The organism is Flavobacterium ichthyis, from assembly GCF_009915155.1.
GTDB classification, from domain to species: domain Bacteria; phylum Bacteroidota; class Bacteroidia; order Flavobacteriales; family Flavobacteriaceae; genus Flavobacterium; species Flavobacterium ichthyis.
Genome location: NZ_JAABLM010000013.1, coordinates 20,212 through 34,381 on the forward strand (window position 1 = coordinate 20,212; position 14,170 = coordinate 34,381).

Annotated in this window: 10 protein-coding genes; all 10 read left to right on the top strand. The window is 36.2% G+C overall.

The features are described 5' to 3' along the window. Positions 1-80: 80 nt before the first annotated feature. Complete coding sequence (locus tag GV828_RS10750; RefSeq protein WP_166537498.1) at positions 81-251, top strand: hypothetical protein; 171 nt, start codon at positions 81-83, stop codon at positions 249-251. Positions 252-370: 119 nt separating this feature from the next. After that, positions 371-2,275: a 1,4-alpha-glucan branching protein GlgB gene (gene glgB, locus GV828_RS10755; RefSeq protein ID WP_166537499.1), complete on the top strand. Its 1,905-nt coding sequence runs from the start codon at positions 371-373 to the stop codon at positions 2,273-2,275. Positions 2,276-2,370: 95 nt separating this feature from the next. Beyond that, positions 2,371-4,770, top strand: a complete 2,400-nt coding sequence (locus GV828_RS10760; RefSeq protein ID WP_166537500.1) for a glycoside hydrolase family 31 protein — start codon at positions 2,371-2,373, stop codon at positions 4,768-4,770. Between the two features lie 33 nt (positions 4,771-4,803). Then, positions 4,804-5,622, top strand: a complete 819-nt coding sequence (locus tag GV828_RS10765; RefSeq protein ID WP_166537501.1) for a M48 family metallopeptidase — start codon at positions 4,804-4,806, stop codon at positions 5,620-5,622. 50 nt (positions 5,623-5,672) lie between these two features. Continuing rightward, entirely contained in the window at positions 5,673-6,989 is a 1,317-nt protein-coding gene (locus tag GV828_RS10770) for an MFS transporter (protein WP_235935454.1), read from the top strand. 57 nt (positions 6,990-7,046) lie between these two features. Next, positions 7,047-7,931, top strand: coding sequence for a DUF6252 family protein (locus tag GV828_RS10775; RefSeq protein ID WP_166537502.1), 885 nt, complete (start codon positions 7,047-7,049; stop codon positions 7,929-7,931). 196 nt (positions 7,932-8,127) lie between these two features. After that, on the top strand, positions 8,128-10,581 hold the full coding sequence (lon, locus tag GV828_RS10780) for an endopeptidase La (RefSeq protein ID WP_166537503.1): 2,454 nt from the start codon (positions 8,128-8,130) through the stop codon (positions 10,579-10,581). 137 nt (positions 10,582-10,718) lie between these two features. Next, positions 10,719-11,738, top strand: a complete 1,020-nt coding sequence (gene porQ / locus GV828_RS10785) for a type IX secretion system protein PorQ (RefSeq protein WP_166537504.1) — start codon at positions 10,719-10,721, stop codon at positions 11,736-11,738. A gap of 7 nt (positions 11,739-11,745) precedes the next feature. Continuing rightward, positions 11,746-12,441 carry a (d)CMP kinase gene (cmk, locus tag GV828_RS10790; RefSeq protein ID WP_166537505.1) on the top strand — a complete coding sequence of 232 codons (696 nt, stop codon included), beginning with the start codon at positions 11,746-11,748 and terminating at the stop codon, positions 12,439-12,441. A 64-nt stretch (positions 12,442-12,505) separates the two neighbouring features. Continuing rightward, on the top strand, positions 12,506-13,762 hold the full coding sequence (locus GV828_RS10795) for a nucleoside permease (RefSeq protein ID WP_166537506.1): 1,257 nt from the start codon (positions 12,506-12,508) through the stop codon (positions 13,760-13,762). Positions 13,763-14,170 lie beyond the last annotated feature (408 nt).

Genomic DNA, 14,170 nt, shown 5'->3' on the forward strand with positions numbered 1-14,170 from the left:
TTACGTAAAATTCAATTTTATTGTTGTAATGATGTTGTCGTTTTGAAACCATAAATTTATATTTCTAAAAAAATATTGTTATGGAAAATTCAGAAAAAAATCAAAAAGATGAACGGGAAAAAGCTAATAATGGCGATTGGAACAAACAACGGGACGAATCCGAAACGCAAAGCGAGGGTTACGACGGAGAAAACAAGAACGATAATAGTGGAGGAGCCGGAAGCACCGGAAGTGCAGCTACTAACAGTTAAATTATTCCCTGCAATGCAGGGAATTTTTTATGCAAATAATTACAACAATAAACCCGATAATTTTATAAATTCGTAATCATTGTTTCAGTAAAAATAAAAACCAAACGATAAAGCTACCCATGCAAACCATTCCATTCAGCTTATTTACTGATTTCGACATTAATCTTTTTAATTCGGGAAAACATTTCCGGTTGTACGAAAAATTTGGAGCACATATTATAGAAGTCGCAAATACTTTAGGTGTTTACTTTGCGGTTTGGGCACCTTCGGCAAAAAAAGTTTCGGTCGTTGGCGATTTTAATTATTGGAATGATGAGCAAAATCCGCTGTTGGTTCGTTGGGATAATTCCGGCATTTGGGAAGGATTTGTGCCAAACGCCAAAAAAGGTGAGAAGTATAAATTCAAAATTTTTTCTAACCACAATAATTACATTGTAGAAAAATCCGATCCTTACGCTATTTTTTGCGAAAATGCTCCCGGAACCGCTTCCATCATTTGGGATTTTCCGCATCAATGGACTGATGATTTTTGGATGCAAGATCGTATCAATCGAAATAATCTCAACAAACCTTTTTCTATTTACGAAGTTCACTTGGCTTCTTGGCGAAAAAAAGTTGACGAAAATCGCTCGCTCACGTATCGCGAACACGCGGAAGAATTGGTAAACTATGTCAAAAAAACCGGATTTACCCACGTAGAATTAATGCCAATTATGGAATATCCCTACGAACCTTCGTGGGGTTATCAAATCACGGGATATTTTGCGCCAACGTCGCGTTTTGGAAATCCTGAAGATTTTATGGCGTTGATTGATGCGTTTCATCAGGCGGAAATTGGCGTGATTCTCGATTGGGTTCCTTCACATTTTCCGGAAGACGAACACGGTTTGGGGTATTTTGACGGTTCGCATTTGTACGAACATCCTGATAGAAAAAAAGGTTATCATCCGGATTGGAAAAGTTTGATTTTTAATTATGGCAGAAATCAAGTTCGGTCGTTTTTAATAAGCAATGCCGCTTTTTGGATGGAAAAATATCATATTGATGCGCTTCGGGTGGATGCCGTCGCTTCCATGTTGTATCTCGATTACTCAAGGGAAGATGGCGAATGGGAACCAAATATTTTTGGTGGAAGAGAAAACCTCGAAGCCATTTCTTTTTTGCAAGAATTAAATACAGAATTGTACCAAAGTTTCCCAGGAATCCAAACCATTGCCGAAGAAAGCACGTCTTTCCCGATGGTTTCAAAACCCGTTTTTATGGGCGGTTTAGGATTTGGAATGAAATGGATGATGGGTTGGATGCACGACACACTTCAATATTTTAAAAAAGAAGGCATCCATAGAAAATACCACCAAAACGAACTCACATTTAGCATGACTTATGCATTTACCGAAAATTTTATGTTGCCACTCTCTCACGATGAAGTGGTTTATGGCAAAAAATCAATTTTTGGGAGAATGCCTGGCGATGAATGGCAAAAATTTGCCAATTTACGCTTGTTGTATTCTTATATGTTCACGCATCCGGGAGCGAAATTACTTTTTATGGGAAGCGAATTTGCCCAAAGTGCGGAATGGAATTTTCAGCAAAGTTTGGATTGGCATTTGTTATCATACGATTTTCACGAGGGAATTCAAACTTTGGTGACGGAGTTAAATTTTTTGTACCAAAACGAACCGGCTATGTACGAGAAGCAATTTTCGCATGAAGGATTTGAGTGGATTAACTATCAAGACCACGAACATTCAGTTTTGGCGTTTATCAGAAAAGGAAATCTTCCGGAAAATAATTTGGTGATTGTGTGTAACTTAACGCCAATGGTTCGGGAAAATTACCGTATAGGTTTTCCTTCAAATGGAAATTGGCAATTGCTTTTTAATAGTGACGCGAGTCAATTTTGCGGAAGCGAAATCAGTCAAAATAAAATTAAAATTGAAGAAATTCCATGGGACGGAAAATATTTTTCGGCAGCATTAACTTTGCCGGCTTTATCGTTGATGGTTTTTAAAGTGAAAGCATAACAATCAACAATAACGTTTTCGTGAAAAAATATAAAAAATATTGGTGATGGCGTGAAAACTTGGTAAGTTTGAACCGTTCCAAAGCAAGAAAAAATATGATTACAAATACCGAATTAGAACACAAAGGAGATCTTTTTCCTTCCAAAATAATTAATTTTGAACGAGACGGCGACAGCGTTTTTTTCTATTCTGAAAATAACGTGGTGCTTAAAATTACAGTTTTAAGAGACAGTCTTTTTCGTTTTCGATTTACCACAAAAGGCTATTTTAATGCCGATTTTTCTTACGCTATTGATGAAAATCATACAAGAGGTTTTAACAAATTAGAAGTTTCCGAAGACGAAAATTTTTACTTCATCACCACCAGCAAAGTGATTTGTGAAGTAGGTAAAAAGGACATGAAACACCGCCTTTTAGATGTGGAAAATAATGTAATTCTCGAAGATGAACTTGGATTTCATTGGGAAGAAATGTACGAATACGGCGGAAATGTGGTGAAAATGAGTAAAATTTCAAAAGACGGTGAAAGTTTTTATGGATTAGGCGACAAAGCCACTCATTTAAATTTAAAAGGCAAAAGATTAGAAAATTGGGCAACTGATCAATACGCATTTTCTAAAGATCAGGAACCTTTGTATAAATCAGTTCCTTTCTACATTGGATTAAAAGACAAAAAAGCTTACGGTGTTTTTTTTGACAACACTTTTAGAACTTATTTTGATTTTGCTCACGAGCGAAGAAATGTAACCAGTTTTTGGGCCGAAGGAGGAGAGATGAATTATTATTTTTTCTACGGTCCGGAAATGCAAGATGTGGTTACTTCATACACGGATTTAACTGGAAAACCTGAATTACCGCCACTTTGGGCTTTAGGTTATCACCAATGTAAATGGAGTTATTATCCGGAAGCAAAAGTGAAAGAAATAGCCGGAAAATTCCGCGAACTGCAAATTCCTTGTGACGGAATTTATCTTGACATCGATTATATGGATGGTTTTAGATGTTTTACATGGAACAAAGATTATTTTCCAGACCCGAAAAAAATGGTGGCCGAATTGGCGGAAGACGGTTTTAAAACCATAGTAATAATTGATCCCGGGATCAAAATTGACCGAGATTATTGGGTTTATAACGAAGGAATTGAAAACGATTATTTTTGCAAAAGAGCCGATGGACCTTTGATGAAAGGGAAAGTTTGGCCAGGAGAATGTAATTTTCCGGATTATACCAATCCAGAGGTAAGACAATGGTGGGCTGGTTTATTTAAAGAATTAATTAGTGAAATAGGAGTGAAAGGCGTTTGGAATGATATGAATGAACCAGCGGTGATGGAAGTTCCAACTAAAACTTTTCCATTAGACGTTCGTCATGATTACGACGGAAATCCTTGCAGTCACAGAAAAGCACATAATATTTACGGAACCCAAATGGCTCGCGCAACGTACGAAGGCGTGAAAAAATTCGCCTATCCGAAACGTCCTTTTGTCATTACACGTTCGGCTTATTCTGGTGCGCAAAAATATACGTCATCTTGGACGGGAGATAACGTAGCAAGTTGGGAACATCTTTGGATTGCCAATATTCAAATGCAGCGAATGTCACTTTCCGGAATGGGTTTTACAGGTTCTGATATTGGTGGATTTGCCGAACAGCCTTCCGGCGAATTATATGCCAGATGGATTCAATTAGGCGTTTTTCATCCTTTTTGCCGAACACATTCTTCCGGACATCATGGAGAACAAGAACCTTGGGCTTTTGACGAAGAAGTTATCAATATCACCAGAAAATTTGTGAATCTTCGGTACCAATTATTACCTTATTTGTACACCATGTTTTACCAATATATTTCCGAAGGAATTCCAATGCTGAAACCTTTGGTGTATTTTGACCAACAAGATCCGCAAACGCACTATCGCACTGACGAATTTATTTTTGGAAACCAAATTTTAGTTTGCCCAATTTTGGAACCCAATTCAAAAGGAAGACGCATGTACATTCCGGCTGGCGAATGGTATAATTATTGGACAAGCGAAAAAGTTTCGGGCGGCAAAGAAATTTGGGTTGACAGCCAATACGATGAAATTCCAGTATTTGTAAAAAGCGGTGCAATAATCCCGAAGTATCCCGTTCAGCAATATGTGGGTGAAAAAGATTTTGACGAAGTTACGCTCGAGGTTTATTTTAAATCAGGAAAAGAAACTTCAGTAGTATATGAAGATGCTCAAGATGGTTATGATTATGCCAAAGGCAGATACAGTTTAAGAACGTTTAAACTTACCGGAAAAGAAAACGAATTAATCATTACCCAACATAAAGAAGGAAAATTTGTAACGGGATATCATTCATTTAAAATTAATCTGATAAATTTACCGTTCGAAATCAGATCAATTCAAATAGATAATGAAGAAGTGAGTATTTTAGATCTGCAATCAGGAAATGATAATTTTTTAACAATAAATAAAGATTTTTCCGAATTACATATCATCGGAAATTAGTAAATTTGATTATAAACCATTTAAAAAAAAACAATGAAAAGAAGGTATTTATTAATTCCGCTTGTACTTTTTGGAATTATTTATTCTTGTGCAACCAATCCATTTACAGGAAAAAGCACTTTAGCATTAGTTCCGGATTCGCAAATTTTGCCTTCGGCATTTGCACAATATAACGAATTTTTGAAACAAAATAAAGTAGTTTCAGGCACCGCCGATGCTAACCGTGTGACAAGCGTTGGGACAAAAATTAAAAATGCGGCAGAAAAATATTTAGCGGCAACCGGAAATCAAGGTTATCTTAAAGACTATCAATGGGAATATAAATTGGTAGAAAGTAAAGAAGTAAACGCTTGGTGTATGCCAGGAGGGAAAATCGTTTTTTATACAGGAATTCTTCCTATCACTAAAGACGAAACTGGAATGGCAGTTGTAATGGGTCACGAAGTTGCCCACGCTTTGTTAAATCATGGGCAACAACGTATGAGTGCTGATGTTTTAACGCAGCTTGGAGCTGTTGGGGTTGGAGCGGCAACTGGCGGAAAAAGTCAAGCAACCCAAGATTTAGCGATGCAAGCCTACGGAGTTGGAGCACAATATGGAGCTTTATTACCATTTAGCCGAAAACATGAAAGTGAAGCAGACAAAGTGGGATTGACATTAATGGCAATTGCAGGTTATAATCCTGATGCTTCGATTGCTTTTTGGGAAAGAATGGCAGCAAATTCAGGTGGTGGAGCTCCACCAGAATTTATGAGTACGCATCCATCAAACCAAACCAGAATCGCTAATTTAAAAGCTTTGATTCCGGAAGCAAAAGCAGAAGCTGCAAAATATGGCGTGAAATTTAAATAGAACTTCACTTTCCATTAAATAAAAAATAATATCTTCGAACCACGCTAAAAATGGCGTGGTTTTTTTATTCTTCAAAATTTATGCAAACACCATTACAAAAAGGCGATAAAAAGTTGATGAACGCTTGGGCATTTTACGATTGGGCAAATTCAACCTACAGTTTGGTTATTTCATCGGCAATTTTTCCCTTGTATTTTGGGTATTTATTTGCCAAGGAAGATTTTATTGCTTTTTTAGGTTACGATTTTAAAGCCACGGCATTAATCAGTTTTGTAACCGCTTTTGCGTTTTTAGTGGTGGCAATTATATCACCAATACTTTCCGGAATTGCTGATTTTGTAGGAAATAAAAAACGTTTCATGCAATTTTTTTGCTATTTAGGAGCGTTCTCGTGTATTGGAATGTATTGGTTTACCAAAGAAAATATTTACTTCGGAATTTTGTGTTTTTTCTTCGGATTAATAGGTTTCTGGGGAAGTTTGGTTTTTTACAATTCGTATTTGCCAGATATTGCTTATAACGAACAGCAAGATGCTTTGAGTGCCAAAGGATATTCTTTGGGATATATTGGAAGTGTGATTTTGCTCGTAATTTGTTTGTTTATCATTTTAAGTCAAGAAAGCGAAGCGGCACTTCACATGATGCGGATTTCCTTCGCAGCAACTGGAATTTGGTGGATTTTATTCAGTCAATATTCTTTTTATTATTTGCCGAAAGGCAATCATTCTACAGTAAAAATCCACAAAGATTTATTTTTTAGAGGATTTAAAGAATTGAAAAAAGTAAAAGACCAATTGGTTCAAAATCCGTATTTGGCGAAATATCTTTCGGCGTTTTTTGTGTACAGTATGGCGGTTCAAACCGTGATGTTAGTGGCTACTTATTTTGGCGAACAAGAAATAAATTGGGCCACCGATTCAGAAAAAACCAGCGGATTAATTATCAGTATTTTATTAATTCAGTTGATCGCAATTTTAGGTGCTTTTTTAACCTCGAGAGCTTCGGGAAAATTTGGAAATATTAAAACTCTAATTGGCATCAATTTTATTTGGGCCATTATTTGCATTTGGGCATTTTTTGTAAAAGAACCTGTCGAATTTTACATCACGGCCGGATTTGTTGGCTTAGTAATGGGGGGAATTCAGTCGCTTTCTCGTTCTACTTATTCTAAATATTTGCCGGAAACCAAAGACACCGCTTCATTTTTTAGTTTTTATGATGTTTCCGAAAAAATAGGAATTGTAATTGGAATGTGTTTATATGGCTTAATTGATCAAATCACCGGATCGATGCGAAATTCAATCGTATTTCTCACATTATTTTTCATAGTTGGAATCCTTTTGCTATTTAGAATCCCAAAAAAGTAGGAATGTTGGCAAAAAATTATATTTTTGAAAAAAAATCAAAAACCTATATTCAACATAATGAAAAATTTTAGATTTCTTACCCTACTATTTGCGATGCTTTCGCTTTTTGCAGTTTCTTGTGACAATGAACCAATTGATCCTAGTTTAAACAACGGCGAAAATCCAGAAAATCCAGGAAATGAGTTGGGTGCTTTTAGCGTAGATTTTAACGGACAGACTTATTCGACTACATCTGTTGTTGCGGTCACAGTTGGTCCACAAACGAGCATCATCGCAAGTGCAGCAAATGGAGAAACTTTTATGCTATCAATAAATGACATTGGAGTTGGTGTTTTTCCCGCTGCTGAAAATTTTATCGCTTATTTTCCAAATATTAATGACGAAGAAGAAATGGAATATGTTTCAATAAATATAGATGAACCTGAAATGCCAACGGGAACAATAACGATTTCATCAATTGCAAATGGTCAAATATCTGGAACTTTTTCTGGAACGGTTTATAATGAAGAAGGTGAGACAATTGTACTTACGAACGGCGTTTTTACCAATATTACTTACGAAACACCAGAATTTCCCGTTGTTGATAACTTTACAGCTTCAATCAATAATACACCAATGTCTTTTTCAGTCGCTGGAGCTAGAGTAGAAGGAGAGTCGCTTATGATTTTAGGAATGAATCCAGAAACTCTAGAATCAATAAACATCTTAGCTCCTGCAAATATTTCCGTTGGAAATTATCCTATAATGTCAAACCCTTTTGAAGGGATTACCTTGACTGTAATGCATCCAACGGAAGGATCTGCAATGTTGGAATCTGGAGTATTATCTATAACGCAAAGACAAGGGAATAGAATTGTTGGGACATTTTCTGGTACTGGAACAAATCAAGACGATGGCGCAATAGAAATTACCAACGGCAGTTTTGATTTAGTCATAGAATAGTTCTTACTCATATCATCTTACAATCCCGAACCGTAAAAGTTCGGGATTTTTTATGGCACAATGATTGACTTGTTATAATGGAAAATCACACTTAAGATTTTATTTTAAATTGATTTTCAGATATTTATAAATTCTTTCCGGCCAATTTTGGTTGGAGAATTTTTTGTTTAATGACAAAATGACTTTAAAAAATACTATGCCAAATCAAAAAATAATTACCCTTGACAATATGTCACTCCAAGATTTCGACGCCGAATCAGAATTAATCCCGCTGCTTACTCCCGAAGATGAAGAGGAAATGCGCAACGAACAATTGCCAGAAGAACTAGCTATTTTGCCTTTGCGAAATATGGTTTTATTTCCGGGAGTTGTGATTCCCATTACTGCAGGTCGCGATAAATCAATTAAATTAATCAACGATGCAAATGCTCTGGGCAAAACCATCGGCGTGACTTCGCAAATCAATGAAGACGATGAAGACCCAAATCCTTCGCAGATAAATTCTGTTGGAACGGTTGCCAGAATTCTTCGGGTGTTGAAAATGCCTGACGGCAATGTGACGGTGATTTTACAGGGAAAAAAACGTTTTGAAATTGATAAAGTAACTTCCGAAATTCCTTACATGAAAGCGACAATTAAAGAAGTTCCGGAGAATTTACCCGAAACGACTGATGCCGAATTTTCGACTATCATTGAATCCATAAAGGAAATGGCAATTGAAATTATCAAGGAAAGCCCAAATATTCCAACCGAAGCTACTTTTGCCATAAAAAACATTGAAAGCAAATCTTTTCTCATCAATTTTGTTTCTTCTAACATGAATCTTTCAGTTAAAGAAAAACAAGAATTATTGATGATTAATAACTTAAAAGATAGAGCTTTAGAAACCCTTCGTTTTATGAATTTGGAGTTGCAAAAACTCGAATTAAAAAACGACATTCAGTCGAAAGTTCGTTTTGATCTTGACCAACAGCAGCGTGAATATTTTTTGCATCAGCAAATGAAAACCATTCAAGAAGAATTGGGTGGCGTGTCGCAAGAGCAAGAAATTGACGAGATGAAACAGAAAGGGTTAAAGAAAAAATGGAATCTGAAAGTTAAAGAACATTTTGAAAAAGAGTTGTCGAAAATGCAGCGCATGAATCCGCAATCACCGGATTTTGGCATTCAAAGAAGTTATCTCGAATTGTTTTTAGAATTACCTTGGAATGAATTTTCCAAAGATAATTTTGACTTAAAGCGTGCCGAAAAAATTCTCAATCGCGATCACTTTGGTCTAGAAGAAGTAAAAAAACGTATGATTGAGCATTTGGCAGTTTTAAAACTTCGAAACGATATGAAATCGCCTATTTTGTGTCTTTACGGTCCTCCAGGAGTGGGAAAAACTTCGATTGGAAAATCTGTTGCCGAAGCTTTAGGTAGAGAATATGTGAGAATTTCTTTGGCTGGTTTGCGCGATGAAGCGGAAATTCGTGGTCATCGAAAAACGTATATTGGTGCTTTGCCGGGAAGAATTATTCAGAGTTTGAAAAAGGCAAAAACATCTAATCCAGTTTTTGTTTTAGACGAAATTGACAAATTGTCGAGCAGCCACAATGGTGATCCTTCTTCGGCATTTTTGGAGGTTTTGGATCCGGAACAAAATTCGGAATTTTACGATAATTACCTTGAAATGGGCTTCGATTTGTCGAAAGTAATGTTCATCGCTACTTCAAATAATATGGCAACCATTCAACCGGCTTTGCGCGACAGAATGGAAATCATCAACATGACAGGTTATACGATTGAGGAAAAAGTGGAAATTGCCAAGCAACATCTTTTGCCAAAACAAATTAAAGAACACGGTTTAAAACCTAAAGATTTGTCTATTGGAAAAAAACAATTAGAAAAAATTGCCGTAGGTTACACAAGAGAATCCGGTGTTCGTGGTTTAGAAAAACAAATTGCCAAAATGGTTCGTTTTGCGGCAAAATCCATTGCAATGGAAGAAGAATACAATGTGAAAATCACGGACGAAGACATTGTGAAAGTCTTGGGAGCTCCAAGAATGGAACGCGATAAATACGAAAACAATGATACGGCTGGAGTAGTAACAGGTTTAGCATGGACAAGCGTTGGTGGTGATATTTTATTTATAGAATCGATTTTATCCAAAGGAAAAGGAAGTCTTACCATGACTGGAAATTTGGGAACGGTGATGAAAGAATCGGCAACAATTGCTTTAGAATATATAAAGTCGAATGCAGAAAGATTGGGTATCAAACAAGAAATTTTGTCAGGATATAACGTTCACATCCACGTTCCGGAAGGTGCCACACCAAAAGATGGACCAAGTGCAGGAATCGCTATGTTAACTTCGTTAGTTTCGAGTTTTACACAAAAAAGAATTAAGAAAAGTATTGCCATGACCGGAGAAATTACGCTTCGTGGAAGGGTTTTACCAGTTGGTGGAATTAAAGAAAAAATTTTAGCAGCAAAACGGGCTAACATCAAAGAAATTATTTTGTGTCACGAAAATAAGCGTGACATTGATGAAATAAAAGCTGAATATTTACAAGGCCTAACATTTCATTACGTGAAAGAAATGAGCGAAGTTTTAGCAGTAGCGATTACCGATCAAAACGCCAAAAACGCGAAAATTCTTCCTTAAAAATATTTTTTAATTTTCATCAAAAAGGCAAAAGTAAGCGCAACGCAAACTTTTGCCTTTTTCTAATTTATCAATTCCCATAAAAATAATATCTTCGCAACTGCGTTATTCAATTTAGAAATAAGCAAAAGCCCTCCATGTTCAAAAAACTGACAATCGTTTTTCTCGTATTATTTTGTTCCGAAGCGTTCAGTCAAATTGGCGGTAGGTACGTTTACCAATTTTTAAATTTGGTAACTTCCCCACGACAAGCGGCTCTTGGCGGCAAAACGGTAACTATTCACGATTACGATGTTAACCAAGGTTCATTCAATCCGGCAACAATTAATCCAGAAATGGACAACCATCTTGCTGCCAATTACGGAAATTATTACGGAGAAATTTCTTACGGAACTGCGGCTTATGCCTACACTTGGGATCGCCACGTACAAACTTTTCATGGAGCGGTTAACTATGTTAATTATGGTAGTTTTGAAGGTTATGACGAAAATGGTCAACGAACCGGAGACTTCACAGGAAGCGACATTTCCGTGTCGTTTGGTTATGCGTACAATATTCCTTGGACCGATATTTATGTTGGAGCTAATGCAAAATTAATTTCTTCAACCTTAGAAAGTTACAGTTCTTTTGGGGCTGCAATAGATATTGGCGCTTTGTACGTGGATGACAGAAATGACATCAATATTGGTCTAGCCATTCGAAATATTGGTTACCAAATCAAACCTTTTCAGGATACTAACGAAAAATTACCGCTTGAAATCATCGCCGGAATTTCTCAAGAATTAGAAAATGTGCCTATCAGATGGCATCTAACTTTAGAAAATTTGCAACAGTGGAACATTGCATTTTCTAATCCAAATAGGGCAGAAGGTTCGCTTGATGGTGGAAGTTCTGAAGAAAAAGTAAGTTTTTTTAATAACGCTTTACGCCACGTGATTGTAGGCGCCGAATTATTTCCGGAGAAAAGTTTTTCACTTCGTTTGGGTTATAATTTCCGTCGAGCGGAAGAATTGCGAATTGTAGATCAGCGAAATTTTTCCGGAATTTCAGCCGGTTTTGGAATTAGATTCAATAAAATTCGCTTTGATTATTCGTATTCACGATACACGGCTGCAGCTAACACAAGTCTTTTTGGACTGATGATTAATCTTCAATAAAAATATTTTGGATAAAAAAATTACAATTGCCATCGATGGTTTTTCTTCAACCGGGAAAAGTACCCTTGCCAAACAATTAGCCAAACATTTGGGGTACGTTTATGTGGATACAGGAGCGATGTATCGCGCCGTTACGCTTTATGCGATGCAGGAAAATTTTATAAATTCGGATCATTTTAACAAAGATGAACTAATTAAAAATCTTCATAAAATTATGTTGCAGTTTTTGTTCAATCCCAATTTAGGTTTTGCCGAAATGTATCTCAACGAAAAAAATGTAGAGGAAGAGATCCGCACGCTTGCCGTTTCTAACTTAGTTAGTAAAGTAGCAGAAGTTTCAGAAGTTCGTATAAAATTAGTGGAACAACAACAAAAAATGGGCGAAAACAAAGGCGTTGTAATGGATGGTCGCGATATTGGAACCGTGGTTTTTCCAAAAGCTGAACTAAAACTTTTTATGACGGCAAGTCCCGAAACCCGTGCCAAAAGACGTTTTGACGAATTAAGTCAAAAAGGTCAAAACGTATCGTACGATGAAGTATTGAAAAATGTGCAAGAGCGTGATTTTATTGATACAAATAGAGAAGATTCGCCATTAGTGAAAGCCGAAGATGCTATAGAAATCGACAATTCAACCCTTTCTATCACGGCACAATTTGACAAAGTTTTGCACCTAATACATCAAACAACTAAAACGTTGTAATTTTTTGTGAATCTCAATTAAAATAGTAGATTTACGCCCGCTAAAAACAAATACCATCTAAAATATGAGTATCAAGAATAGATTAATTACCATGAACTTCTTTCAGTTTTTTGTTTGGGGAGCTTGGTTAATCACCATTGCCAACTTTTGGTTCGGAACAAAAAAATGGGAAGGAACACAATTTGGACTAGTGTTTGGAACCATGGGAATTGCATCACTGTTTATGCCAACCATCACCGGAATTTTGGCAGATAGATGGATTAATGCCGAAAAATTATACGGAATTCTTCATATTCTTTACGCAGGTGTTTTGTTTTATTTGCCACAAGTTACTTCGCCCGATAATTTTATTTACGTGATGCTTTTGGCAATGTGTTTTTATATGCCAACTATTGCACTTTCCAATTCCATTTCATATACAGCTTTAAAAAATAGTCCTGATAGTGATGTGGTGAAAGATTTTCCACCCATTAGAGTTTGGGGAACCATTGGATTTATTGCGGCAATGTGGCTTACCAATTTAACCGGAAATAAAGCAACTGATTACCAATTTTATATCGCTGGGATTGCAGCAGTATTACTAGGTTTATATTCTTTTACGCTGCCAAAATGTCCACCTTTACATACGAAAAGTCAAAATACCAGCGGAATTGAAGCATTAGGTTTAGAAGCTTTTAAATTATTTGGAAGTTATAAAATGGCTTTGTTTTTTATTTTTTCCATGTTTTTAGGAGGTGCATTGCAATTAACAAACGCTTATGGAGATGTTTTTTTAGATGAATTTAAAAACATTCCGGAATATGCTGATTCTTTTGTGGTGAAATACTCTACCATTATTATGTCAATCTCACAAGTTTCTGAAACCTTGTTTATTTTAGCGATTCCGTTTTTCTTGAAGCGATTTGGAATCAAACAAGTGATGTTAATCTCGATGTTGGCTTGGGTATTGCGTTTTGCGCTTTTTGCTTACGGAAATCCAACTGATGGTTTATGGATGATTATTTTGAGTTGTGTGGTTTATGGAATGGCGTTCGATTTTTTCAATATTTCCGGATCACTTTTTGTAGAAACTTCTACCGATGCTAAAATTCGTTCTTCGGCTCAAGGATTGTTTATGATGATGACCAACGGTTTTGGAGCGGTTTTAGGAAGTTTTACTTCGGGTTGGGCAATTGAAAAATATTTTACACATAATGGTGAAAGAGATTGGCACAACATCTGGTTAGCATTCGCAGCTTATGCCTTGATTATAGCTTTTGCTTTTGCATTTTTGTTTAAACACAAGCATGATCCAAAGGTGATTGACCAAGTAACGCATTAATTTTTATTTCAAAAATATATCCTAGACCTAACTTTTTTAAACAGTTAGGTCTTTTTTTTGGTTTATATTAAATCTCTACAAATGCAAGAATTTTTATTTTTTTTTTTTGGAATTTCGAATGATTTCTTCGAATTTCTCGAAGAATTAGATTTTTTCTCTCCCAAAATTATTTTTTAGCCCGATAGAGCCGATATCCCACGCCTGAAGACGATGTAGGTTTGGCATGGATAAAGGCCAAAGCGGGAAAATGTCCCAAAGCTTCGGGAGCTGAATATGCCCTTTCCGACACTTCGGGATTGCTTCTAAAAATTAAATTTTGATTGTCAGTGGCTTAGGTGAATTTTGCTCGAGAAAATATTTTGTAAAATGGAATTTATTTTTTAATTTTGCAAACCTTTTGGCGAAGAA

Coding starts and splice junctions, on each gene's coding strand:
- porQ (WP_166537504.1), top strand. CDS start 10,719: ATGTTCAAAAAACTGACAATCGTTTTTCTCGTATTATTTTGTTCCGAA.
- lon (WP_166537503.1), top strand. CDS start 8,128: ATGCCAAATCAAAAAATAATTACCCTTGACAATATGTCACTCCAAGAT.
- GV828_RS10770 (WP_235935454.1), top strand. CDS start 5,673: ATGGCGTGGTTTTTTTATTCTTCAAAATTTATGCAAACACCATTACAA.
- GV828_RS10795 (WP_166537506.1), top strand. CDS start 12,506: ATGAGTATCAAGAATAGATTAATTACCATGAACTTCTTTCAGTTTTTT.
- GV828_RS10750 (WP_166537498.1), top strand. CDS start 81: ATGGAAAATTCAGAAAAAAATCAAAAAGATGAACGGGAAAAAGCTAAT.
- GV828_RS10760 (WP_166537500.1), top strand. CDS start 2,371: ATGATTACAAATACCGAATTAGAACACAAAGGAGATCTTTTTCCTTCC.
- glgB (WP_166537499.1), top strand. CDS start 371: ATGCAAACCATTCCATTCAGCTTATTTACTGATTTCGACATTAATCTT.
- GV828_RS10775 (WP_166537502.1), top strand. CDS start 7,047: ATGAAAAATTTTAGATTTCTTACCCTACTATTTGCGATGCTTTCGCTT.
- GV828_RS10765 (WP_166537501.1), top strand. CDS start 4,804: ATGAAAAGAAGGTATTTATTAATTCCGCTTGTACTTTTTGGAATTATT.